The sequence below is a fragment of the Pseudoalteromonas sp. ATL1 genome (assembly GCF_058933015.1).
The window spans coordinates 3,956,439-3,981,614 of sequence record NZ_JBZYXL010000001.1; the positions used below are offsets into that span (position 1 = coordinate 3,956,439).

Annotated in this window: 14 protein-coding genes and 1 pseudogene; 7 read left to right on the plus strand and 8 right to left on the minus strand. The window is 51.0% G+C overall.

The window, feature by feature from the left end:
- Positions 1 to 96: 96 nt before the first annotated feature.
- Together AC5FX4_RS17385 and AC5FX4_RS17390 are read right to left on the minus strand one after the other, a co-directional pair.
- Positions 97 to 1,017: a thioesterase domain-containing protein gene (locus AC5FX4_RS17385; protein ID WP_493607572.1), complete on the minus strand. Its 921-nt coding sequence runs from the start codon at positions 1,015 to 1,017 to the stop codon at positions 97 to 99.
- Positions 1,018 to 1,032: 15 nt separating this feature from the next.
- Positions 1,033 to 1,293 carry an acyl carrier protein gene (locus AC5FX4_RS17390; RefSeq protein ID WP_493607573.1) on the minus strand — a complete coding sequence of 87 codons (261 nt, stop codon included), beginning with the start codon at positions 1,291 to 1,293 and terminating at the stop codon, positions 1,033 to 1,035.
- Positions 1,294 to 1,661: 368 nt separating this feature from the next.
- Here AC5FX4_RS17390 and AC5FX4_RS17395 point away from each other — a divergent pair, with 368 nt between their 5' ends.
- On the plus strand, positions 1,662 to 2,789 hold the full coding sequence (locus AC5FX4_RS17395) for a hypothetical protein (RefSeq protein ID WP_493607574.1): 1,128 nt from the start codon (positions 1,662 to 1,664) through the stop codon (positions 2,787 to 2,789).
- A gap of 185 nt (positions 2,790 to 2,974) precedes the next feature.
- On the opposite strand, the gene AC5FX4_RS17400 is transcribed toward AC5FX4_RS17395, so the two are convergent.
- From AC5FX4_RS17400 to AC5FX4_RS17410, 3 genes and pseudogenes are all read right to left on the minus strand, one after another.
- Entirely contained in the window at positions 2,975 to 4,096 is a 1,122-nt protein-coding gene (locus tag AC5FX4_RS17400; protein ID WP_493607575.1) for an ISAs1 family transposase, read from the minus strand.
- 315 nt (positions 4,097 to 4,411) lie between these two features.
- A complete protein-coding gene (locus tag AC5FX4_RS17405) occupies positions 4,412 to 4,915 on the minus strand; it encodes a DCC1-like thiol-disulfide oxidoreductase family protein (RefSeq protein WP_493607576.1) in 504 nt (167 codons plus the stop codon).
- A 371-nt stretch (positions 4,916 to 5,286) separates the two neighbouring features.
- Positions 5,287 to 5,493: pseudogene (locus AC5FX4_RS17410) on the minus strand (NAD(P)/FAD-dependent oxidoreductase); the annotation flags it as partial.
- Positions 5,494 to 5,510: 17 nt separating this feature from the next.
- Here AC5FX4_RS17410 and AC5FX4_RS17415 point away from each other — a divergent pair.
- Entirely contained in the window at positions 5,511 to 5,801 is a 291-nt protein-coding gene (locus AC5FX4_RS17415) for a Fic family protein (RefSeq protein WP_493607577.1), read from the plus strand.
- 335 nt (positions 5,802 to 6,136) lie between these two features.
- On the opposite strand, the gene AC5FX4_RS17420 is transcribed toward AC5FX4_RS17415, so the two are convergent.
- Both AC5FX4_RS17420 and AC5FX4_RS17425 read right to left on the minus strand, forming a co-directional pair.
- Positions 6,137 to 6,766 carry a hypothetical protein gene (locus AC5FX4_RS17420; RefSeq protein ID WP_493607578.1) on the minus strand — a complete coding sequence of 210 codons (630 nt, stop codon included), beginning with the start codon at positions 6,764 to 6,766 and terminating at the stop codon, positions 6,137 to 6,139.
- 307 nt (positions 6,767 to 7,073) lie between these two features.
- Positions 7,074 to 15,575 (minus strand): immunoglobulin-like domain-containing protein, encoded by an 8,502-nt coding sequence (locus AC5FX4_RS17425; RefSeq protein WP_493607579.1) that lies wholly within the window; start codon positions 15,573 to 15,575, stop codon positions 7,074 to 7,076.
- Between the two features lie 297 nt (positions 15,576 to 15,872).
- Between AC5FX4_RS17425 and AC5FX4_RS17430 the strand changes: the two genes are divergently transcribed.
- The 5 genes from AC5FX4_RS17430 (at position 15,873) to AC5FX4_RS17450 (ending at position 23,739) form a co-directional block, all read left to right on the plus strand.
- Positions 15,873 to 19,040 (plus strand): ATP-binding protein, encoded by a 3,168-nt coding sequence (locus AC5FX4_RS17430; protein ID WP_493607580.1) that lies wholly within the window; start codon positions 15,873 to 15,875, stop codon positions 19,038 to 19,040.
- A 13-nt stretch (positions 19,041 to 19,053) separates the two neighbouring features.
- A complete protein-coding gene (locus AC5FX4_RS17435) occupies positions 19,054 to 19,722 on the plus strand; it encodes a response regulator (protein ID WP_493607581.1) in 669 nt (222 codons plus the stop codon).
- Between the two features lie 127 nt (positions 19,723 to 19,849).
- Entirely contained in the window at positions 19,850 to 20,119 is a 270-nt protein-coding gene (locus AC5FX4_RS17440; RefSeq protein ID WP_493607582.1) for a histidine kinase dimerization/phospho-acceptor domain-containing protein, read from the plus strand.
- Positions 20,120 to 20,381: 262 nt separating this feature from the next.
- Positions 20,382 to 20,921 carry an ECF-type sigma factor gene (locus AC5FX4_RS17445; protein WP_493607583.1) on the plus strand — a complete coding sequence of 180 codons (540 nt, stop codon included), beginning with the start codon at positions 20,382 to 20,384 and terminating at the stop codon, positions 20,919 to 20,921.
- Positions 20,914 to 23,739 carry a protein kinase domain-containing protein gene (locus AC5FX4_RS17450; protein WP_493607584.1) on the plus strand — a complete coding sequence of 942 codons (2,826 nt, stop codon included), beginning with the start codon at positions 20,914 to 20,916 and terminating at the stop codon, positions 23,737 to 23,739. The genes AC5FX4_RS17445 and AC5FX4_RS17450 overlap by 8 nt, the downstream gene beginning before the upstream one ends.
- A 218-nt stretch (positions 23,740 to 23,957) precedes the next feature.
- On the opposite strand, the gene AC5FX4_RS17455 is transcribed toward AC5FX4_RS17450, so the two are convergent.
- Positions 23,958 to 25,145, minus strand: a complete 1,188-nt coding sequence (locus AC5FX4_RS17455) for a BaiN/RdsA family NAD(P)/FAD-dependent oxidoreductase (RefSeq protein WP_493607585.1) — start codon at positions 25,143 to 25,145, stop codon at positions 23,958 to 23,960.
- Between the last annotated feature and the right edge of the window lie 31 nt (positions 25,146 to 25,176).

Below are 25,176 nucleotides of genomic sequence, written 5' to 3' on the forward strand. Positions count from 1 at the left end.
AACAGGCAGCAAAAAACACGAGCGTTTTCACCGTCAGCGCTCAGAAGCTTGATTATTGTTTTGTTTTTTTTATTTTTTTATTTTTTCTTTGTTTGCTTATTTTTTAAACAAGCGACGAATTTTATGTAGCAACCCATGTTTATGTCTCAACTTCAATTGACTAAACACTGAGGTAGCCCCATAAATAGAGGCTAGAGATATGTTGTCTGTGAATAATGCATAATGATCCTTTTCCACATTAACGATATGAACATTTGATGATAACTTTGACCAGCCAATGCAATCTGGATAGGCACTGACCTCTTGTAACCCAGAACGACTTCGTATCAGTAAAATATTAAGATCAGGCTTGGGTTTAGGGAAAAAACCAGCAGACAATAGCATGTTACGCTTTAGACCAAGTGCAAACGTCTCAAACAGCTTATTTACACCATTAATAGTATCAAATTGTTTAAAAATACCTTGTGCTAGACCGTGCTCAAACACGGTAGATACAAACTCATCTTGTGTATAAGAAGAGTAGGACGTTTCTATGACTAATTCGTGTGCTTTTACCGCACTTATAAATTCAATAAACCACTTATACACAATGCTAGGTGCAACTTGTTCTGTACATTGCTGATTTTGTTTTAGCGGTGCAATTGAGTCGAGTGCAATCAACTGGCATGGCATGTTTATAAGCTCAGTTAGCGCATATCCAAGCACACCACCAAATGACCACCCAATAATAGTGACTTTTTGACAATCTGTGTTTAGATACTTCTGCAGCTGCTTGTGTACTTCATTGACAACATCAGCCATTGAATATTTTACTGAGTTATCTTCTTGGCTTGTCATTGTTAACTGATATTGCGGCAGTAAACTAAGCTCAACAACCAATAAACGCGCACTCGAATAATCAATTAATTCACTATAGTGCTTAGAGGATAATCCCCCGGGGTGTAAACACACTATCAATTCTTGCGTATTGGCAGGCGTATTGACCTCAAATACTGCGGAGAACTTTTCAACTTTCATGTGCCTTCATCCGTACTACTGAGAAAGTAAGTCGTCGACGATATGCTTTGACAATTCATGAATAGTTGGAAAATACCACATTGAAGTCGGTTGCATTTCAACATTTAGCCATTTTTCAAGCTCTCCAGCGAGCAACAAAGCTTCTACCGAAGCCAAATTGAAATCAGAGAATTGCATATTGACATCTATTTGCTCTGCTGGAACTTCTAAACGCATTGCGAATTTATCTACTAACCAAGTTTGTACATCTTGGTGATCGAATCCTAACTTTGTCATTTCAAAATATTCCTTTTAATACGACTGTTTATTTACCCACTTTCGCCAACAACCCGAAAAGGATATAAGGGCAAATAAAAATATAAACAAAAAGTCAACACCAAGAAAACCAGATAAACCACAAATTAACAAGATTCACCCATCACCCACTCAGCGTCTTTTGATCGCGGTTAAATAACACGCAAAAGCCGCAGTATTAAATCACAGCCTTTATAAAACTAAAAGCAAATGTTATTATTTTTTATAATAATTAAATAATCTAAGTAATAAACAATTCAAAAAAAATTAACAGGGAATGACAAGATAATATGCGAAATACGCTCTTTTCTTGGCTTGCGCCATGCTCAGCCATTTTATTCTGCTCACATATGAGCATTGCGAGTTCTTTTGAATGGGATTTTCAAGGACAGGTTAGTGCACAAAACAGACAGTTTCCTCATTCTGTCGGCCATGCGACTGATAGCAACTCATCAGTCGCGACCTCACTAGAATGGCGAGGATTGAGTTCAAGCAGTTTTGATCAGATCAACATAGACATATTCGCTAGAAAAGATTTTCAAGACGCGGAACGGACAAAACTTGATATAAGAGAAGCAATGTATATTCACGTTGCTGATCAATATGAACTACATGTTGGGGTTGGAAAGGTCTTTTGGGGGGTAACCGAGTCACTCCATTTAGTTGACACGATTAATCAAACAGATCTGATTGAAAGTGTCGACTTTGAGCAAAAACTCGGCCAGCCAATGCTATCAATCATCTCTAATCAAGATTGGGGAACACTGCAAGGCTGGATATTGCCTTATTTTAGAGAGCGCACATTTGCGAGTAAAAAAGGCCGCTTAAGCTCAAAATTAACCGTTGAGCAAGAAGCGATATACGAATCTGGCGCAGGGCAACAACACGTAGATGTGGCTCTCAGATATAGCCATGTATTGGATAACATAGATTTTGGTATTGCGCTGTTTGAAGGGACTCAACGTGACCCCTATTTGTTACCAACATTTGAAGGAGTTCAACCGTACTACGCTCAGATGCAACAAATCTCATTAGATCTGCAAGCAACCCAAGGGTCGTGGCTATGGAAGTTAGAAGCTTTACACCGAAACACGCGAGAAAATTATTTTGCAAGTGTAGCCGGATTTGAGTACTCAATAACGGGGCTTTTTGGTAGCAATTATAATTTAGGTATAATCTCAGAATATCAATTCGATTCAAGGAAAGAACAGAGCACCAGCTTCTCTCAACAAGACATTTTTGTAGGTTTACGTTGGGTATTCAATGACATTGATGGCACGGAAATAATTTTGGGGACTAGCCAAGACATTTCTGGATTAGATTCATCTTGGTCAAAATTAGAAGCCTCATCAAGAATTAATAACCAGCTTAAATGGAGTTTAAATATGTGGTATTTCTCAGGTACTGATAGTAGAGATCCTATCAGCCCATTAAATGATGATGACTTCGCTGAATTTATTCTTACTTGGTACTTTTAAATCTACTTAGGACATAGTCACCTGCGTTACTATTGAGCACGCTCTACTCAGTAAGAATCTGCACTACGTAACCCAGGTGGTAAACCATAGAGAGCGTTAAACTCGTCAGATACATGGCCATGTTTTGCTCTAAAGCTATAGGTAATATGAGAGTACTCTCATACTCAGGGCAAGAGCATGAAAAATCACTTGCTATTCAATACCTTTTCTAGATAGCACTCGTTTCTAGCTGCTTTTAGCTGTTTAGCGCGCACACCTTTGTTAAAGGATGTCTCTTTCTTCAATAAATTCAATGCAATATGTCTTACACCAGCCAACACTTCTGCTGCTCCGCCGCGGCGTATACGGCAACCATCTTCATTCATCGCCACATCCAAACACCAATGAAGACTGTTCTCAATATACCAATGTGCTCGCGTGGCTTCTGCTAGTCTTTGCGCACTCAAGTTCGCTGAGCTTATGTAATATCGATAGGTTAATTCACCTTGCTGTTGGTTATCCGATTTACGGTAAGACACTATCACGCCTACACTTTGTAAATTGGGCCAGCTAGCACTTGCGGGAATTTGAGCCATTTCATGACAGACAACAGCCGCTCTGAATTCTTCTCGACCTCGTTGATAATCTACTTCACTTAATAAGCTATCAGTCGCTATCTGGCGTGATATTTCTGGTTGCAAGAGTTGTTTCACTTGTTCAAATAAGTTGCCCTGATTGGCTTTGAGAGCCAGCAAATAATCTGCTTCTTTTTCTATAATTTGCTTCGCAATCTCCTTTTGGCAGCCCATCGCATCAATCGTTACTAAGCAACCTTTTAGCTCTAGTAACTGTAGCAACTCTGGGATTGCGGTGATTTCATTGGACTTCGAGTCGGTCTTGCATTGACCTAACGTAACACCATTTTCACAGGCAAACGCACTGACAATGTGGATAGCATCTTTTCTATCTGGCTGTTTAAATGAACCTTTTAGCCTTTTTCCATCAATGGCAACCACACTGCCGTCTGTGAGTTCACTACAGCTTTGCATCCATTGAGAGAAACAGGCTTGAAACTGGGTCATATCAATACGACTTATAACTATTGCAATCGTGTCGTGCCGCGGCACGCCGTTAGCTAACGCTATAAACTTACGTAACCAAGTTAGTTTGTCATGGGCAAACTCTTCAATTTCCTCCCAACCTTGGCAACCTGCGATTACGGCGCTGATTGTTAGAAACAGAATATCAAATAATGGATGTTGCACTTTACCTTGCTGGCGTGGGTCATCAATTGAAGAAAAGTGTTCGAACAACTTATTGGCTGACATAATTGTGCTGCTTAATCTGAAAAGCAGTATAAGATCATAAAATTATGCCAAGGTAAAGTTCATGATCTTGCCCTGCTCTCATACTAAGCATGATTGACGAACAGAATGAACCAATAAAATGATGTAAATAACAAAACAATCGAATATTCTAATTCGGAGATTGATCCCCTTCAAAAATAGTCATTCAAGTGCTAGGCTACAAGTTCCTCCCTGCTATTAAAGTCGCTTTCATACAGAGTTATAACAACTTAAATTACTTTAACGTTTAGGTAAAAATCGACAAAGCAGCCTATTTATTATAGATTAAAGTAATAATCACTTTTTATTCGATTTTTCGAGATTATTAATTTTACTAACACCCAGAATATTTAGCAGAATATTTCTTAGTAATTTTAATATTGGATATAAAATCAGAGATAATTTTTTTGACTTAAACAACCAATAGTTAAAACGATTGAATACACCAGAGCGGCTACTTATTAACGCTAAAGCATTTATCGCTTCTGGGCCATAATAAATTTGTCCGCCCATTTTTAAAGCCATTCCCTGATCAATATCAAAGCCCATTTGAGTGATCTCTCTCATCACTTTACTTTCTTCACGAGCATTAACAATCACCAGCTTACCTATACTTTCCCTGATTCTAACTATCTGACAATAGTTATCACAAACAGGACACTCTTTATCATAAATTAGTAGAATCTCTTCTTCTGGCATGTAGCTAACCCTAAAAACATCATCAGCATAACGGACTAATAAAGCCTGACTTAAATCATATGAAGCTCGAACTAAATTAACGCGATGGTTCAACCACCACACAGTTATTCCGATGACGATATTCAAAACAATTCACATGAGTGCCTATCACAAGTTTTGTTTCCACAAGTCAGTGCTTTGTGGCGACTGCCATACTCTGGGCTAGTACTAGCAGTTAAGGCCAAAATAAGCTCCCATGACTAGCAATACATAACAACACTCCCCTACCAGAGCTTACATTAAACTCCTGCCCATCAAAATATTACCAATTTAACCTTACAAGGCAAACTGCTTACAACGATAAAAAACGTTTGCTAATAAGTAATTCGAATTACACGGTATTTACTAATCATCAGCACTCCCGCGCCCTAACAACCACCCATTGTCATCGTGACGAAGATCAAGATCTTAACCCCAAAGTTTTACTTACACACCTAAACCGCCTGCCCTGCGGCAAATCCGCAGCTCCATGCGTACTGGAACTTGTATCCGCCTAACCAGCCCGTTACGTCGGTGACTTCGCCGATAAAGTACAAGCCTTGTTGTTTTTTGGCTTCGAAGGTTTTTGAGCTGTTCTCGTCAGTATCTACGCCGCCGAGTGTCACTTCGGCGGTGCGATAACCTTTAGTGCTGTAGGGTTTATTCGTCTGTTGAACTCGTGATTTTAGAAACTCTACAAGATCATGGGGGGCAGAATACCCCCCAAGTCACCCCCCAAGTCGAAAAACTATTACTCGTATTAGATGGGCAACCTGCGCCAATTGATAGAACCTCTTTACAACAGGCGCTTGGGTTAAAAGATAGAAAGTCATTTCAAGCGCGTTATTTAAAACCCGCGCTTGAGTTGGGCTTGATTGCAATGACGTTGCCAGATAAACCCACCAGCCGTTTACAACGGTATGTGTTAAGTGAAGCGGGTAAAGCGGTTGTGAGTAAACTTAGACTCTGAGTAGACCCTGACTAGACCCTGAAACTAGTTCTGGGTGACGATGTCGGCTTAGGGTGACATAGACCCTGAATCAAGTTCAGGGTGACGGATTCTGGTTCAGTGTAAAGAATGTCGATTGAGGGTAACGAGTATTTCTTCCTAACCACTACACGCTTCACCCTAACCTCCACACCGTCATCCTGACGAAGGTCAGGAGCTTGTTCACAGGCTTTACCTTCCCCCCTAAAACGGCGCCCGGTACCAGAACACTCGTTGCTGCATTTAAGCCTTAATCCCTGTTGTAAAGTAGCCGCGAGCATAGCAAACCTTTGCCCGACCCCGAGCAGCTAAGTCACTTAGCTTCGGGCTTTGTCCACGCCACTTAACGCACAGTTGGCTGAAACCGCATCGGAGATATCGTAATCGTACAAGTGAAAAAACAAATTTTTTGGTGCAATATAGCCCCATATTTCACTGCCCGGCTTGGGACATAGGGTCCGTTTAATGTAATCGACTTGGTAATTAATTTCTAAATCGAGCGGCTCGGGTAACTCTACGTAAAGCATCACATCCGGCCCTACTGCACTAGCCCCGTGAAAACGCCAGTCATCGGATAAAAACCGACTTCGAATACGCCGCTCGATCTGGTTTAACTGTGCTACGCTATAGCTAATTTTTGCTGGCTCCTGAAAATGTTCCGCCTCCGACGTAATATCCTGATGACCGTACTTACTCCATATTAGGCCTAGAATAACCAAAATACAGGCGCCGTACAGCCCCTGAACTTTACGCTTGGTTTTAAGAGCCTGCTTTCTTTCCTGAGCTTTTACAGCCCGCTTTGTCGCATATTTTGCCTGGCTTTCAAGGACCAAGGCCCGGCGCTCCGCGCGGATTAGTTCAAGAACACTACCCAACTGATTGCTGCTGTATTCCTCAACACCAAACTCCACCGTCAACGTGTCGGATTGAGACGATTTTTTTCCCATACAAGTTTCCTACATAAATGCCATTTGCGAACAGGTTTGTTAGCCGCCGCTCTATATACGGACGCAAAAATGCCGCTTTATAGGTAAATACGTAAACACACGAAAAAACCGCCACGAAAGCCAAGAAATAAGAACAACGTCGGTTCTGTTTGGATCTCCAAATGGAAGATAACCAATGCGGGCTGGCCTTCTAGTTTTCTGAAATCCGCAGGTTTCGCTACAGACAAGGCGTCTTGCCGTAAACTTCAGCCATAAAAAAGAGCGGCCTAAGCCGCTCTTTGGGTATTCCGATTAAGGAATGTCGTAATTAATTTTTGTTGCGTCGGCGCAGGCCCAACAGGCTGAGTAAGCCCAGTGCCCACAGCGGCATCGAACCACCCGAACTCTTAGCTTCAGGCTGAGGCTGCGGTGTAACTACCGCTGGGGCTTTAACCGTCAGCATCACCTGACTGGTGACCGAATCAAAGCCGTCGCTGACGCTGACCTGCAGCGTAACCGTCTGATCTGTCGTGACCTCAGGTGCACTCACTATCACAGTATCGCCGTTTGCGTTGTCAAGCTGTACCGCCGTGCCATCAAGCTGCGCCCACTGGTACGTCAGGCCGTGGCCGTCCGCATCCGAGCCACTCGCGGCTATGCGCACGCTCTTGCCTGAATCAACGCTTGCGCGCGTATCCACGCTCAAACTTGGCAATTGGTTGACCAAGTTCAAGGCAACCGTCACGTCCAGAACGCTCTGGGCTATGCCGTCGCTGACCGTCACGCTAAACATCAGCTGCTCATTCGTCTGAATATCTGGCGCCATAAAGCTTGCCACCGCACTGTCTGCATTCTCAAGCTGCACTTGTGTGCCGCCCGTCTGCTGCCAGCTGTAGCTCAGGCTGTCGCCGTCCAAGTCCGTGCTGCTTGAAGCATCCAGCGTCACACGCGTTTGCTCATCCGCCGTCACGTCAGTATTTTGGACTGAAGCCACCGGCGCGTTGTTCACGCGCGCCACCGCCAGCATACCCGGGTCGGCAACCGAGCCGTTGACCTGACCATCGTTGTCGTACTCGCCGCCGTCCACTATCACCAACTGCATACAAGTGTCGCCTGCGTTAAGACCCCTGCGGTAAGCACTGTTGCCTGCCGCCGGACAGTTGCCGTCTGCATCTCTCGGTGCTGACAGCAACTGATTTGCGCCATCGTCGATAAACTCAAACCAGCCGCGCGCCGGGCTGAACTTACGGTACGTCGCACCACTCGGAATGCTCTGCCCCGCCGGCAGCGGCATTACCACAGGCACCGAATCTCCAGCCTGCAGACCCGTGACCTGGAAGTCCACCAGATAACCCACACCTTCGTGGCCGTTGTCACGGGCGCTTTCGCCCAGCAGTGCCACCAGTTCTTCCGCCGTTAGGCCCGCATCCAATGAGGTCGCCCCCTGCTGAATTGTGTCACCAAGACGCATCTCAAGGCCCGCTGGCACCTGCAGCGTATCGCCGTTATCCGCCAGCGGCAGTCGTGCGGTGTCTGCATCCGCATCCAGATAGTCCGGGATACCGTCGCCGTCGCTGTCGCCAAACCCTTCAAGGGCATCGACAATACCATCTCCGTCCGTATCCGTCGTATCCGACAGGACCGGCGCCGCGTCCAGCACTCGGAAGCTGATACTTGCCGTCGTGCCAAGCACCGGGTCCGTGTTGGTTTCTGTCGCCGTCACATCAATGCTGTAGAAGCCCGCCGCCAGAGTCGCCGGGTCAAGGGCAATACTGTCACCACTGCCCAGGTTACCCAGTGCATCGTTGGCGTACTCGATAGCGTGGCTGTCGTTCGCGTTCACGTCGCTCACAACCGCACTCACGGTCACTACACCACCCGCCGGGTCAACCTGCGATACGGACTGGCCATTCTGCGCTACATTGAGCTTCAGCGTCGGCGCCTTGTTGCCCGTCACCACGTTAACCACCGCTTGCGTGTCGCCACCAAGCACTGCATTAGTCGCCCCCACTAGAACCACCTCGACCACATCGCCGGTCACCAGCGTCGCCGGAACCGTAACCGCTATCGCGCCCGATGTGCCACTGTCAATCGTCACGCTTTCATTGCTTGTGCTGCCGTTTACCGTCACAGCATAGCTGACCGTTACCGGGTAGCTCGGCGCCTTGCCGCTCAACTGCACCGCAATGCGCGCGCTGCCGCCACTCTCGGCAATACGGTCAATACCCAAACCAACCTGTGGACGTATCGCCGCCGCAAGCGTCGCTTGTGCACGGTTACCACTGCTATCCGTGGCGCTCACCAAGACATTGTGCGCACCAGAGCGCAGCTGGCTGCTGCCCTCAATCACTACGCTCACGTCACCGTCGACCAAGTCGCTGGCGCTTAAAGCCAGGCGCTTGCCGATGTCTGTTAGTACGCCGCGGGCATCAATGTTAAGGTCTGCCACACCGGCAATCACAGGCGCCGTGGTATCTACCACGCGTACCAACTGGGTCGCCGTTGCACTGTTACCCGATGCATCCACCGCCGTCCAAGTCACCACCGTCTCGCCAAGCGGATACGGCCCTTTGTTGTCCGCAACCAGTTCAAACTGACCACTGTTGTCCGTCACTGAAGGCGTACCCAGCTCAACCGGCGTCAGTGCCGCCGTGGCTTCCACTTCCAACACCGCCAGTTCGCTGCCGAACACAGGGGCTTCGCTGTCAACCGCAAGCGTCACCGTAACCGTTGACGTCGCCGTCCCCGTGTTACCCGCGTTATCACTTGCGGTAAAGGTTACCGAGGTCACACCAATTGGGAACACCGCTGGTGCGTCGTTGCTCACCGTAAGCGCACCGTCTACTGCATCTACCGCCGTTGCCGCTGCCAAGAAGGCGCTGATAGCAACATCCGAGGCAGCTAAACCACTGCTCGTTTGTGCAACCACAGACACGCCCGCTGGGGCATTAACCACTGGGGCTGCTGTGTCAGGCGGTGTGTTATCGACCACCCTCACGGTACGACTTGCACTACCTTGGTTACCTGCTAAATCACGTACGGTGTAATTCAGCGTATAAACACCCACCGTTGTCGTGTTTACCGTGCCCGTCACCGTCACGTTTGCCGTTACATCTCCATCCACGTTATCCACTGCATTGAAACCAGGCTCAACGAATCGCTCACCCAGATTTAACTCTTGCGATGCACCATTGGTCAGCGTGATCACCGGTGCGCTACTGTCTACAACCGTCACCGTTGCACTAGCGGTTGCTACGTTGCCTGCCGTGTCGGTCGCGCTAAAGGTCACGGTTGTCGTGCCAAGCGGCAACACCGCTGGCGCATCATGGGTTACTGTAAGTGCGCCATCCACCGCATCGTTGGCCGTAGCGCTGGCAAGGAAAGCCGCAATCGCGCTGTTCGTTGCCACAGTACCCGACGCATCTGTTGCCGCCACCTCAATATTGGCTGGTGCCGTGACCACCGGGGCTGCCGCATCCACCACAGACACACTGCGCGTCACGGTTGTAGCATTACCCGCAATATCCGATACGCTGTACGTTAAGATGTACGCACCGAGGGTCGCCGTATCGATGTTGCCGCTAACACTGACCTTGGTGGTCACATCACCATCCACATTATCTAGTGCGCTGAAACCCGGCTCAACAAACGTCTCACCCAGACTGATGCGCATGGCAGATTCGCCCGTTAAAGTAATAACGGGTTTACTCTGATCAGACACCGTCACTGTGGCCTGTGCTGTACCGGTATTACCACTTTTATCTATTGCCGAGAACACAACCGTGGTAACACCCAGAGGGAATACCCGTGGTGCGTTATGCGTGACCAACACCGCGCCGTCAACCCCATCAAGGGCGCTTGCGCCTGTTAAGAAGGCTGTAATCGTCGCATCCGTGTCTGCCGTACCTTCTGCGTCTGTCGCCGCCACCTCAATATTGGCCGGTGCCGTTACCACCGGCGCTGCCGCATCTTGTACCGTGACACTGCGTGTCGCAGAGGCCTTATTACCTGCCGCATCGCTAACCGTGTAGCTTAGGGTGTAAACCCCTTTGGCGTTCACATCCACCGTCCCCGTGCGCACTACGTTGGCGGTGATATCACCATCGACGTTATCCAATGCCGTATACCCCGGCTCAACAAACGCCTCGCCCACACTCAGTACCAACGTATTACCGCTACTGAGTACCAACTCTGGTTTGCTTTGATCTGCAACCGTCACGCTCGCACGCGCCGTGCCCGTGTTGCCTGCACCATCAGTGACACTGAAATTGACCTGCGTGGTGCCCAGTGGGAACACCGCTGGCGCATCATGGCTTACCTGCTTGCTCAGATCACCATCGACGGCATCCAGCGCCGTCGCACCAGCCAAGAAGGTTGCAATCGTTGCGTCATTGGCTGCCGTGCCTGTGCCATCCGTTGCGGCCACCACCAAATCACTGGGTGGCGTCACCACCGGTGCACTGGCATCCTGAATTGACACACTACGCGTCGCAGTCGCGGTATTGCCCGCCGCATCGCTCACCGTATACGTCAAGGTGTACACGCCCACCGTGCTACTATCCACCGTACCACTGACAACCACTTTAGCGCTGATGTCACCATCGACATTGTCCAACGCACTGGCACCGAGTTCACTGTATACGTCGCCAACTGGGAGCGTTATCGCGTTGCTGCCGTTCAAGCTCAGCACAGGTTTGGTTTGGTCAACAACGGTCAATACCGCCGTTTGACTTGCTCTGTTACCGCTTGCATCCACCGCCTCAAAGGTGATGGTGTTAGCACCAAGCGGCAACACCGCTGGCGCATCATGGGTCACCACAAGCGACCCATCTACCGCATCATTAGCCGTAGCGCTGGCAAGGAAAGCCGCAATCGCGCTGTTCGTCACAACCGTGCCCGACGCATCTGTCGCTGCCACTGTCATTGCCGCAGGGACCGTGATCACCGGTGGCATCTCGTCCACCACAGACACACTGCGCGTCACGGTTGTGGCATTGCCCGCCACATCCGATACGCTGTACGTCAGGGTATAGACGCCGAGCGTACCTGTATTCACAGCGCCGCTCACTACAACCTTGCTAGTGATGTCGCCGTCGCTATTATCAACAGCCGTATAGCCAGGATCTTTGAAGCTTGCTCCCTGACCAACCGAGGCACTGGTACCGCCGTTCAGGGTCAGTACCGGCGCAACCTTGTCGACGACCACAATGTCGAACGCTGCCAGGTTAGTGGTTAGTGTACCGTCGCTCACGCCAATTTGAATATTTGCAAAGCTGCCCGCATCCGCATCACCCGGCGTGCCGGAAAGCGTGCCCGTGCTAGTGTCGAAGCTTGCCCAGCTTGGCTTGTTGGCGATCACGAACGTCAGGGAGTCGCCATCGATGTCGTTGGCCGTCGGGGTAAAGCTGTAGGCAGCCCCCTGATCGACCGACGTCGCAGGCGTGCCCGAAATCGTCGGCGCGTCGTTCACGTTGACCACAGTGAAGCCAAAGGCCGCCAGGTTTACTGAGACTGTGCCGTCATTCACTGAAATCACGATATTGCTGTAGCTGCCTACATCCGCGTTGCCCGGAATACCGCTGAGGGTTCCCGTCGCGGTATCAAAGCTGGCCCACGTGGGCTTGTTCACAATGCTGAACGTCAACGTATTGCCGTCGATATCGTTGGCTGATGGAATAAAGCTGTAAGCCACGCCCTGATCGACCGATGTGGCGGGCGTGCCGGAAATCGTCGGCGCGTCGTTAACGTTCACAACGGTGAGCGGGAAAGGTTCCAACGGTGTTGAAACCGTGCCGTCACTAACGGAAATGAACACGTCGAGATACTCTCCGACATCCGCGTTGCTCGGTATACCTGAAATGGTTCCGGTTGCCGTGTCGAAGCTCGCCCAGCCGGGCTTGTTCTGAATGCTGAACGTTAAGGTGTCGCCGTCGATATCGTTGGCCGATGGGGTAAAGCTGTAGGCTACGTCCTGATCGACGGAAATAGCGGGCTGACCCGAAATCGTCGGCGCGTCGTTAACGTTGACCACGGTCAGGTCAAACGCCGCAAGAGATACGGTCTCGCGGCCGTCGCTCACCGAAATCATGATATTGCTGTAGCTGCCGACATCCGCGTTGCCCGGCGTGCCGGAAAGCATGCCTGTGGTGGTATCAAAATTCGCCCAGCTCGGCTTGTTTTGAATGCTGAACGTCAGGGTATCGCCGTTGGCATCCATAGCGGCCGGGGTGAAGCTGTAGGCCGCATCCTGGTTGACGCTGGTTGCCGGCATGCCGTTAATCGTCGGGGCATCATTCTCGGTCAAATGCACCAGAATGCCGCGGTCGCTATTTAAGCTGTAATAGCCCGCCGCCACCAAATCGCCGTTCGGCTTGATGGCCAGGGATTCAAAGTTGACACCGTTGCCGAAATCAAAGGTCTGCACGCCGCCAGGGGCAAAGCTCTCGTCCGCCGAGCCGTCGGCATTGAGGCGCTGCACGTAAGCAAAATCGTAATTGTCGGTGCCGACCCTACCGGCAAACAGGAAACGCCCTGCGCTGTCCTTGTGCATGTCCTTCACATAGAGCTTCTGGCCGGCGCCGAACTGCAGCGGCGTGCCGCCGTTAAAGTTGGTATCGACCGCGCCCGAGGCATCGAGGCGCAGCAGATAGTTGAGGCTCGTTCCCGCAGTAAGCGCCAACCACAGGGTGTCGCCCTCGACCAGGGCACCTTTAAACCCGGTATAGCTCTGGTTCGGCAGGGTGTAAATGGTCACGCCATCGGTGCCGAAGCTGGTGTCCAGGGTGCCGTCGGCATTGACCCGCATCGTCATCGACTTACTGACCCGATTGACCCCATCCCAGTAGCTACCCGTCAGCAGGAAACGGTCCTGGCTGTCTTCACCTGCGTAGGCCAAGTGGTCGTTCATGCCGAGACCGGCGGCGGCGAAAGTACCGCCATTACCGAAGCTGGTGTCCAAGCTACCGTCGCTATTCAGGCGCGCCAACTTATATTTATCGCCGGCGACCAGCATGCTGCCGTCGGCGTGCAGCATAAGCTTCACAGGTTTCAGGGTATCCGGCATATCAAGCAGGCCACCCGTGCCAAAGCCTGCGTCCGGCTGGCCGCCGGCATTGAGCTTCACTAGGTAAAAACCTGTGGCATTCCACGCCGATTGCCCCAGCAGCCAGATATTGCCGTTGGCGTCGATCTGCAGGTCTTGCGGATAGTCGTTGCTGCCGACATGCAGCAGGTAAGAACCATTGCTCGCAAAACCGGTGTCCAGGCTGCCATCGACATTATAGCGACGCAGAATAATGTCGCTGCCCGTGGTCTTGCTGCTGTCCTGGCCATAACCGACCACTAGGGTGCGGCCCTCGGCATCGACCCGCACCAAGTTGTAATCTTCGCTAGCGTCAAACGGCAGGGTCAAGTCGTCGGCGCCGGCGATCACCGCGCCGTCTTTGGCAAAGGGCCGGGTGGCATGGCCGTTAGCATCTACTCTGCTCCAACCGAGGTCGTCATTAGAGCCTGTTTGATGGGAGAAGATATCGAGATTGCCGGCGGCGTCCTGCTGAATGAGCAAGGGGTCGCTGTTGTCATTGCCCGGTTCCAGATAATAACTGCCGATGCCGCTCTCGCCGAAACTGGTGTCCAGCACGCCGCTATCGCTGAGGCGCAGCAGCGCCATATGCCTGGTGCTGCCGTTATAGATCTCGCCGCCGAGCAGAATACGGCCCTGACTGTCTATTTTGATACTCGTCGAGGTATTGCTGCCGCTGGTTCCCTGTCCGTTCACATCCAGGCCAAACCAGCCGTTGTCGGCAAAGCTGCTGTCCAGAGTACCGTCGCTGTTGTAGCGGTACAGGTTAAAGATTTCAGTGGTGTCCAGGTCGCTGGCTTGTTCTGTAGTGGTCACCAAAATCTTGCCGCCGGCGTCGACGACCAGGTCGTACGCCTGGTTGGATTGGGTCGCCGAGCGGCTCACCGTCACCATGCCGCTTGTGCCGAAGTTGGCATCAAACGTGCCGTCTTCGCTGAAGCGGAACAGGGTCGATTTGAAGCCGATATGGCCTGCCGCCAGCAGCGCGCCGTCGCCGGCAAGGGCCAGCGCATTGATGCGATCGTCACCACCGGAATCTTCCAGTAGCTGGTAGCCGGTGCCGTTGAAGCTGGTGTCAATGTTGCCGCTGGCGTCAAAGCGCGCGACAAAGGCATCCCAGCCCGATTGATAAACCCAACCGCCCAGGTAAATACGGCCCTGGGCGTCGCTGAGAATGCTGGTCGCTTTCGGGCCCTGGCCGTTAATGGCGAAAATGGCTTCGCCGCCCTCGCCGAAACTGGTATCCAGGGTGCCGTTCTCGAGCAATCGGTACAGGCGCATTTCCTTGTTGCTGCTATAACCGGCAACCAGAATACGACCCTGGTTGTCGAGGGTAATGACAAATCCACTCAAGCTATAGTTAGCGTCGCTGAGCATCACCTTGCCGCCGTTGCCGAAGCTGGGGTCTAGGCTGTTGTCGCCTAAGCGACGTTCGATATAGATCTCGTCGCCCATTTCTATGCCAGGATTGGTGATGCCGACCATCAGCATCCGACCCTGAGCATCCACCGTCACCCGGTCGGACACCTCGAACGTACTGTCAAACCAGCCTTTACCGCCATCAAGCGACACCATCTGGAACGAACTGCCGCCGATACTGGTATCGCGGAGGATTTCTGCCTGAGCACTGTGGCTTGCCAAAGCGCCGAGCACACCGGCGGCCACCAAGCTGCGAGCCAAACGCTTCTTGCTGCCCGTTTGGGGCTGACGCCCCACCTTGTTTTCAACACCTAGATATTCATTATTCATTACGACTCCATAAATCAGAAAATACTATAAACTCGATTCTGTTTGCCTCGCCCGACACGCAGGCTAAAGAACGGCCTTAAATACAAAAACGGATTGCCCCGGCAAAACCCGCCAAAAAAAATAAATTTTTTCATCAAGGCGGCGAATTAAACCTAGGAAGTGTGCGATGAGAATTTAGGATACGGGACGTAAGCAGAGAAACCACTCACCACACAAACAGTCGTTCAGGGGCGGTCGCTGGCTTTCCCGCCCGCACTATGACAAACTTCTTGAAACTACAGGCCCGATACGATTTATATGTCCCCGTTTTATACCAAGCTGTTCTTTTGTTTATTGTTGGTATTTTGCTCCGCCGCTCAGGCGAAGAATGATTATCACCCGAGCCTGTTCGCCCCCACTATTTTTACCGCCGACGCCCATACGGAGCTGGCCAACAAAGAAATATTAAAACTGGCCCAAGACGACCAAGGCTTTATCTGGGTCGGCACCCAGCGCGGCCTGTTCCGCTACGACGGCTATGAAAACCGCAGAATGACATCCGAAGGTATGCCATTCGACGTGACCAATATCTACGTGCGCTCCTTGCTGGCCGACGGGGATGATTTATGGATAGGCACCATGGCAAGCGGCCTGTTTCGGCTCGATCTACGCAGCTATCAATTCAGTCACTTCAAACGGGAAAAAGACAACCCAGCCTCCCTTGGCGGCAACCAGGTCAACGGCCTACAGAAGGATTCACAAGGCAACCTCTGGATTGCTCACAGTTTCGGCCTAGACAAGTTCGATGTCTCAACACTGACATTTAGCCATCATCTCTCCGCCGACAACCCCGAGGACCGCTACTTTAATTACCTGCTTGATCTGGAAACCGACACGAACGGTTCGCTGTGGCTTGCAACAGCCAAGGGGCTGGCAAAGCTTAATCCAAAGGAGCAGCGATTTTCATTGCTGCAAACGGGCGATTTTAAGCGCCTGCTCAAAGGCGTAGTGATCAGGCGCTTCTATACTGCCAAAGACGGCCGAATATGGCTTGCCACGCAAAAGCAGGGCACCTATGTCATCAGCGGTGACCGCCAATCAGTGCTCAAACTGGAGACCCCACCCTCCCGTCAGGCCGCCGCCAATACGGCCATTACTGAAACAGATAACGGCGAGGTATGGCTTTCGGGCACCATGGGCGTTGAAATTCGCGACGCTGCCAGCGGTCGACTGAAAAAAACATTGCGAGGTAACCTGCTCGACAAATACGGCCTGCGGGGCGATTTGGTCTACCCCTTGCTGAGAGCACGCTCGGGGCTGGTGTGGCTCGGCGTCACCAATGTCGGCCTGCAATATTACAACCCGCAGTCAGATAAATTCCGTCATTTCGACAAGTACGCGCCCCAGTTAAAAACCACTTTCGATTCTTATCTGGCTAACGTGTTAAAGGTGAGCGAGTCGGAACTGCTCATTTTGAATCAGCATACACCGACCCTGCTTGATCTAACGACCGGCCAAGCCAAGCCCCTGCTCAAGGAGCCGGCTTATAACAACATCCAGTTTTTCAGCGGCGTAAAACAATCCGAAGATGTCTATTGGCTTGGCGGTGGCAACGGCAATGTATTCCGCTTCGATACCACCAGCCGAATGTTAAACGAATTCAAGCTGCCGCTGGCGAAAACTGACGGGGTGTTTGTCAGGCACCTCGCGCTTAGCCACGATGGTGAGCTTTGGATCGGTTCGGACAGAGGTCTAGCCAAGTTGAACGTGCACACGCTAGCGTTTTCCAGACCTGCCAATAGCGACGGCACGCCCTTTATCAACTATGTACGGGAGCTGATGGTCGACACGCAAAATCGCGTTTGGGTCGGCACCACCAGCGGCTTTGGAGTGATAGATAAAAATCGGAGCGAAGTACGTTTATACAGCAAAGAAAACGGCACCGAAGGCACCCTAAGGCACAACACCATTGTACAGTTTCTGCAAAATCGCCGCGGTGAAATCCTGATTTACAATAAATCCGGCATCGATCGTCTGCTAGAGCATAAAAATAACATCATGCACCTAGTTCCCTTTGCCGAACAGACAACGGCCGATATGGACAACGAGGATGTGCTGTTTCAGCTGGCAAACGGTGAGTACAGACTCGGCGCCCACTTCTTGCTCAATGAAAACGGTAAGCCAGTTCATACGTTTGGCGAAGCGGACGGCGTGCGAAAAAGCGGCCACGGCAGAAGCATTATCCCCGTTAACGACAGCCTGTTGCATACCTCGATTAACGGCCTGGTGTTAATGGCACAAGACGCCGGCGAGCCATGGCGCTACGAGCCCCCTTTGGTCGTCACCGAACTTAGCGTAGGAAATCAGCCCCTAACCTTCGACTATACGCGACCAAATATTCGAGTTCCCGCGTCGGCGAACCAATTTTCGTTACGTTTCGCGGCGCTGGACTATTCCGCCCCTAAGGCAAACCGCTACCGCTATAAACTGCTAGGCTACGACACCGATTGGATAGACACCCCAGCCGATGTGCGACAGGCTCAATACACCTCGTTGCCGCCGGGAGAATACAGCCTGCTTGTCGAAGGCAGCAATCGCAACGGCAACTGGAGCAATGCCCCCCTGACTCTGACGGTATCGGTCGAGGCCAAATTTTTCGAAACTGGCTGGTTCAAGGCACTTGTATTGCTGCTCGGTGCGGCCATTATCGCCGCCCTGTTCCGCTGGCGTCTGGCGCTTGCCAAAACCAAACAGCGTGAGGCCTATGAAAAGCGTGAAGCGATCCGCAGGGCAGAGATGATGACGGAGCTGATGGATCAAAAAAATAAAATGCTGGCGGAGGTAACCCATGATCTGCGCACCCCGCTGGCCATGGTGAAAATGCAGCTTGAGGCACTGCAAGATGGAGTGCTGCAAGCGGATGAAAAATCCTACGAGACGATGCAAAAGCGCATTGCTGGGCTGAACCAACTGGTCGGCGACATCTACCAATTATCGCTGATGGAGTCGAACGTGCTTGTTTTAAATAAGCAACTGGTGAATTTAAGCGAACTACTGGCCTCGGCGGTGGATTCCTTCCGACCCATGATGCAGCAAAAAAATATCCGCCTTGAACTGCGTGATGACACCTCCGGCGAACTTAAACTCATGCTTGATGAGAGCCGGCTTAACCAAGTGCTCAACAACCTGATGAAAAACAGTTACCGCTATACCGACGAACAGGGCCACGTTCGCATTACCCTTACGCAGAGCGACGGCAGGGCTGTGATATGCTTTGAAGACAGCCACCCCGCCATCAGCGAAACGGAGCTTGAACAGGTGTTCGAGCGCCTGTATCGCGCAAAATCCACCCGCGATAAAAGCAAGTCGGGCTCCGGGCTCGGACTTTGGATCTGCCGCTCCATCGTCGAAGCCCACGGCGGGGAAATTACGGCGTCGGCTTCCCCTTTGGGTGGTTTAGGCATTACAATTAAACTTCCGCTGTAGATACCGAATGCCCATGACAGACACCATAGTGATCGTTGAAGACGATCAGGAAATTGCCGACATAGTTACCCTGTACCTGCATGCCGCAGGCATGAACACACAATACTTTGCGGACGGGGTCGGCGTAGCCGACTGGGTCAGGGCCAACGAGCCTGAAGTGGTATTGCTGGATCTCGACCTGCCCACCAAACAGGGGCTGGACGTGTGCAGGGAAATTCGCGCCTTTAGTGCTGTGCCCGTCATTATCACCACCGCCAAGGTGGAAGAAGTTGACCGACTAGTGGGCCTCGAAATCGGCGCGGACGATTATGTCTGCAAGCCCTATTCGGTTAAGGAGTTGGTCGCCCGAGTCAAGGTGCAGCTCAGGCGGTTGAATCGCCCCCTGCAGCCGGAACACAGCCTAACGGTCGATAACAGCAGCTTTATGATCAGCCTGAACGATGAGACCGTCGAATTGTCGGCGGTTGAATTCAAGCTATTTCATCTATTGTACTCAACCCCAAATCGCATCTATTCCCGCCAGCAGATCTTGGATCTGGTGTACCAAGAATACAGCGATACCTCTGAGCGCACTGTCGACAGTCATATCCGCAATATCCGTAAAAAGCTCGCCAAACTCCCCCTTGAACAGGACCTGATCCGCTCAATTTACGGGGCTGGATATAAATTTGAGATGAGCTGATTCCGGCCATTCGTCAGGATCCCGCTGCTGACGATTTCACTGCCAAAAACTCCCTCTCTGCATTCTCAGTGCATATTTGTGTGTTTTAATTCGCGTTGAACCTATTTTACATGGCGATTGAAAACCGATGAAACACCCCGACAGGGCAACCCGCTTACCAGAGTATGGCAGCAAAGGCCCTCTGAGCGAAGAAGGGTGCGAAGCCAAAAAGGCGCAGTTTCTGGCGACGCTGTCCCACCAGTTGCGTACGCCGCTGTCCGTTATCAAGTTATATGTCGAAGCCCTTCAGGACGGTATGTACGACAACACCGACGAGGCGTTTGCTAGGCTGGATGCGAAATGCAGGGAAATAGAGCAGCTGATGGACGAACTGCTTAAAGGGGCTAAAACAAAGTGAAAAAAACTGCTTGAAAAACTTATTGTGCTTTCTATTAATTAGCACCGCGATGCTTAAAGTTAGCGGCGCAAGTAAGCACGACCCCATGACGAGCGAATTCGAACATGAGATAATCTTGGTCCAATTTCTCTTCGCCGTGTCAAATGGAACTTAACGCTTAATGTTTTCTAAAGTTGAACCTTGCAACATGGAATGCAAATCAACGACCAAAACGTCAGAGCCTATGTCAGCTTTGCCAATATCAGCTAGAGAGGTCCCAGCTATGGATACCCAACTTACCCCCGCCGACTTAATGGTAAGCCCGACGCTTTACAGGGAACTTAAGGCGTGCGCCAACCGTATTTTGGCCCAATACGGCAACAACATTACATTGCAAACCACTGAGGTAGTGCATGAGGCCTGTGTAAAACTGATCGAAGCCGATGGCAGCTATCAAAGCAAGGAACACCTGTTCCGCACAGCCGCCAAGGCGATGCGGCACTTACTGATCGACTACGCCCGCGCCAAGTCGGCCTCCAAGCGTGGCGGCAGCGCCGTAAAAACCCAGTGGCTTGACGAATTGCTCAGTGAAGACGACGAAAACGAGGGGCTGCTGGCGGTTGAACAGTGCATCAAGCAAATGTGCACCCTCGGAGAGCGAATGGAGTCGATTGTCGAACTCCATTATTTTGCCGGCTTTCCTCAGCAAAAAGTCGCCGACACACTCAGCCTGAGCTTGCGCACCGTCGAGCGGGAACTGACGTTCGCCCGTGCCTTTTTACACGACCGCCTCAGCTCGGGAGGAAATACCCTGTATGCCTGATATTAAACGCGTCAAGGCGCTGTTTGACGCCTGTATCGACCTTTCATCCGAAGAAGTCACTGCCTTTCTCGAACAAAGCGGATGCAACGAGGCTGAATGCAAGGAAGTAAAACGCCTGCTCGGCCACCTCAATGCGACTCAGGTATTACATCTGGACGGTCAGGCGCAACAACTGATAGGTCTACATATTCGCGAACTAGGGCAACAATTGCAGCCTGGCCAACTACTCGGCCCATATCGGATCCAAGCACAAATCGGTGCCGGCGGCATGGGTGTGGTATTTCTCGCGGAGCGGGCCGACGGCCAATACGAGCAGAAGGTCGCCATCAAATTGGCCCCGGCGTTTTCCGATGAAGACGATGCCCGACAATTCGCCTCGGAACGTCAGTTGCTGGCCAAGCTACAGCATCCCCATATCGCCATGCTGCTCGACGGCGGCCTGACCGATGATCGACGACCTTATCTGGTGATGGAGTATATCCAAGGGCAGAACCTGCGCGATTACTGTTCTGAGTACCAGCTGTCGTTGGATGAAAAACTCGAGCTCTTTTTGCGAGTCTGTGATGCGGTCAGCTACGCCCACAACCGCTTAATCATCCATTGCGACATTAAGGCAGAAAACATACTGGTTAACAGTGACGGCGTCGTCAAACTGCTCGATTTTGGCACCAGCCGAGTATTGCAACAAAGTCATGACGAAGAAAATACTCAGCGACTGCTGGCCATGACGCTCTCCTGCGCCAGTCCCGAACAAGTCCTCGGCGAACCGACCACCACGGCGACCGACGTTTATGGATTGGGCGCCCTACTGTATCAGCTGCTGAGCGACCACTCTCCTCATACCACAGACAAACAAGAAATGGCCGAGACCCTGAAAGCCATTTGCCGCGATAAACCGGCCGCCCCGAGTACCCATAACAACAAGATCCACCGGGATCTTGACAATATCGTACTCAAGGCGCTGGAAAAACTCCCCGAAGACAGATACCAGAACGTCGACAACCTAGCTCGGGACGTCGTACGCTATCTCAAGGGGCAAGCTGTCTCGGCGACCCGCCCCACACCAGCCTATCTGCTTGGCAAATTGCTCAAACGCCACCCGCTTGCCGCGGTATTGAGCTCGGCCCTGGCCATCGCGATGACCACGGGATTGGTGGTAACCAACAGCCTCAATCAAAGCCTGACAAAGCAAAGAGACGAACTGATTGCCACCCAAAAAGGTCTGCAACAACAAACTCATACCTCGGAGAAAGTCATAGAGCTTTTGACCGACATGTTTGAAGCTGCCTCACCGGAAAACGCCCAAGGTGAAGCCATCAGTATTGCCAAGCTGGTCGATACCGCGATCAGCAAAACCCGCAATACCTTGTCGCAACAGCCTGATATTAAATCCCGTCTGCTTGGGGTACTTTCGAAGGTGCAAAACAACCTAGGAGAGGATCAACAGGCCGTCGCCCTGATGGAAGAAGCGTTCAAACTGAAACAGCAAAATGGCGGGCAACCAACCGTGGCCGATTTCGCCGAACTTGGCAGCGCCTATATCATCGCAGGTCAATTTGATAAAGCGCTCAACTACTTGCGCCAAGGGGAGCGGATGGCACACGCTCCCGATGTCAGCGGACAAGATCGGGCGTTGGTGGATTATTATCTAGGTCTCTACTTTACAAAACAAAGCCAATTCGACCAGGCTCAGGACTATTATCACAAGGCTGATGCGTATTGGCAGCAACATCCGGACGAACAAGAAACGACGCCACTGGAGATCCGTTTTCAAATTGCCTACATCCATTACTATGCTGGAGAATATACTCAGGCCATAGAGATACTGACTACGCTGTTAGCTGACACACAGAGATTATTCGGTGAAAATCATCCGCAGAACCTAAATACCCTGAGGATGTTGTCCAACAACTACCGTAACCTCGGTGACTATGACAAGGCTGAAACCAGCATAGTGCGTGCCTATCAACTGGCCGACAGGATCCTTGAGCCAAACTCGCAACTCAATCAGGCGGTGACCCAGTCTTATGTCTATCTGCTCACCGATCTGGGCCGCTATCAGGAAGAAATCGATCTTCTCAATAAAGAGCTGGCGGGCGGTCTGACCAACCCCATCACGCTGGGTAGTTATCACTCTGACAGAGGTCAGGCCCACCTAGAAATGGGCAACTTTCACGCCAGTAAGGACGATTTCGAACAAGCGTTAAGCCTGTTAAGACCCCATTACCCAGATTCCAGCCTAGATACCTTCCCGGCCCGATTATTTCTGGCATACAGTCGCTCGTTTCTCGGTGAAGCCGACATTGCTGAACGGTCACTTGAGGCGCTCTATGCTCAGGCCGAGCAGCAGTTCCCAAAAGGTGACTATAATCTGGGCCTAGTTTCACTGCTGCAAGGCGCAGTCGCCCTTAACGGTCACGACTTCGAAAAAGCAGGCCGCAAGATACAGGTTGCCAAAGCCAATTTCGAAGCTCACTTCCCACCAGAGCATGTGGCCCATATCGCTTTGCTTCGTATCGAAGGCGATCACTATTTGGCGACGCAACAATGGCATGAGGCCCACAAGGTGCTAGCTCGGGCTTGGGGCTTGACGGATAAATACCATCCCCCGGGTTCAGTCGAGGGCCAATTAATCCGCCTTAAAGATGCGCAGGCCCTATGGCATCTGGGTGAAACCAACAATGCCCGCGAAATAGTCGCAGCCGCCGCGCCCTTGTTGCAAAGCAAGCTGACGTCCGAGTCGCAGTACCATCAAATTGCACAGCAGACTGCCCGTTTGGTCGGCATAAACCCAAACCAAACGGCGCCGGGTGGATAAACCATGTTTAATTTGAAACGCCTCAAGGAACTGTTCGACGCGTGCGTCGAGCAGGGGCACTGTTGGAGCAACGCAGTTGCAACTCTGAGAACGAACGGAAGTACTGCGCCTGCTCAAGCATTGAAGCGCCAACCAGACGGTCTGGCGCAACTGCTGCTAGTTCTACATATTCGCGAACTGAGGCAACAATCGCAGCCGGCCAGCTACTTGGCTCTTAACTAAACCGCCTGCCCTGCAGCAAATCCACAGCTCCATGCGTACTGGAAGTTGTAACCGCCTAACCAACCCGTTACATCGGTGACTTCACCAATAAAATACAAACCCTTTTGTTTTTTCGCTTCGAAGGTTTTTGAGCTGAGTTCATCGGTGTCGATGCCGCCGAGTGTCACCTCGGCGGTGCGGTAGCCTTCAGTGCCGTTGGGTTTTATTTGCCAATTGTGGAGATAGTTGGCAATGGCGTCTATTTCAGCGTGGGTGAGTTGGTTTAAGGCTTTATCAGGGATGGCTTGTTCGGCAATCAATACTTCCACAAAGCGCTTGGGTAGAATGGCGCCGAGGGCGTTTTTCAATGATTTACTGGCGCTTTCAACACGCCATTGGTGAATGGTTTCATTGAGATTTTGCTCTGGTAAAAGGTTAATTGTTACCGCCTGCCCTGCTCGCCAAAATGAGGATATTTGCAATATCGCAGGGCCAGACAGCCCTCGATGTGTAAACAGGATGTTTTCTTTAAAATGTGTACCGCATTCGCTACTCACTTCGCAGGGAATACTTACACCCGATAAACCATCAAAGCGTACTTTGTCGTGATCGTGCAAAGTGAACGGCACTAATGCGGCCATAGTGGGTAGCACTTTGAGTCCAAATTGTTCGGCGATTTTATAACCTATGGGGGTTGCGCCGAGTTTTGGCATGGTTAAACCGCCTGATGCAATCACCAAGGATTCACACTCAAAAGCTTGCTCGTTAGTGGTAATAATATAGCCACCTTGTTCTTTGGCTTGCACGCTCAGCACTTCGTTGCGTAAAAATAACTGTACGCCTGCCCAATCGCATTCTGTTGTAAGTATATCAACAATATCTTGTGCACTATTGTCGCAAAATAGCTGACCTAAGGTTTTGTGGTGATAGGCCAAACCATGACGGTCTACCAGTTCAATAAAGTCATGTTGGGTATAGCGGCTTAAACAGGATTTAACAAAGTGCGGATTGCCACATAGGTAATTACTGGGAGAGGCACCTTCATTGGTAAAATTGCAGCGACCACCGCCACTTATCAAAATTTTACGGCCCGGCTTTTTACCCATATCCAGCACCGCCACCGAGCGCCCTCGGAAACCAGCTTGCGCTGCACACATTAACCCAGCGGCACCAGCACCAATAATTACAACATCAAATTGCGTCATGTTTTACCCAACAAATAGAAGCCAAGCGCGC

Excerpts from the sequence above, each read along its gene's own strand:
- AC5FX4_RS17385 (WP_493607572.1), bottom strand. The coding sequence starts at position 1,017 with ATGAAAGTTGAAAAGTTCTCCGCAGTATTTGAGGTCAATACGCCTGCC.
- AC5FX4_RS17390 (WP_493607573.1), bottom strand. The coding sequence starts at position 1,293 with ATGACAAAGTTAGGATTCGATCACCAAGATGTACAAACTTGGTTAGTA.
- AC5FX4_RS17395 (WP_493607574.1), top strand. The coding sequence starts at position 1,662 with ATGAGCATTGCGAGTTCTTTTGAATGGGATTTTCAAGGACAGGTTAGT.
- AC5FX4_RS17400 (WP_493607575.1), bottom strand. The coding sequence starts at position 4,096 with ATGTCAGCCAATAAGTTGTTCGAACACTTTTCTTCAATTGATGACCCA.
- AC5FX4_RS17420 (WP_493607578.1), bottom strand. The coding sequence starts at position 6,766 with ATGGGAAAAAAATCGTCTCAATCCGACACGTTGACGGTGGAGTTTGGT.
- AC5FX4_RS17425 (WP_493607579.1), bottom strand. The coding sequence starts at position 15,575 with ATGAATAATGAATATCTAGGTGTTGAAAACAAGGTGGGGCGTCAGCCC.
- AC5FX4_RS17430 (WP_493607580.1), top strand. The coding sequence starts at position 15,873 with ATGTCCCCGTTTTATACCAAGCTGTTCTTTTGTTTATTGTTGGTATTT.
- AC5FX4_RS17435 (WP_493607581.1), top strand. The coding sequence starts at position 19,054 with ATGACAGACACCATAGTGATCGTTGAAGACGATCAGGAAATTGCCGAC.
- AC5FX4_RS17440 (WP_493607582.1), top strand. The coding sequence starts at position 19,850 with ATGAAACACCCCGACAGGGCAACCCGCTTACCAGAGTATGGCAGCAAA.
- AC5FX4_RS17445 (WP_493607583.1), top strand. The coding sequence starts at position 20,382 with ATGGATACCCAACTTACCCCCGCCGACTTAATGGTAAGCCCGACGCTT.
- AC5FX4_RS17450 (WP_493607584.1), top strand. The coding sequence starts at position 20,914 with ATGCCTGATATTAAACGCGTCAAGGCGCTGTTTGACGCCTGTATCGAC.
- AC5FX4_RS17455 (WP_493607585.1), bottom strand. The coding sequence starts at position 25,145 with ATGACGCAATTTGATGTTGTAATTATTGGTGCTGGTGCCGCTGGGTTA.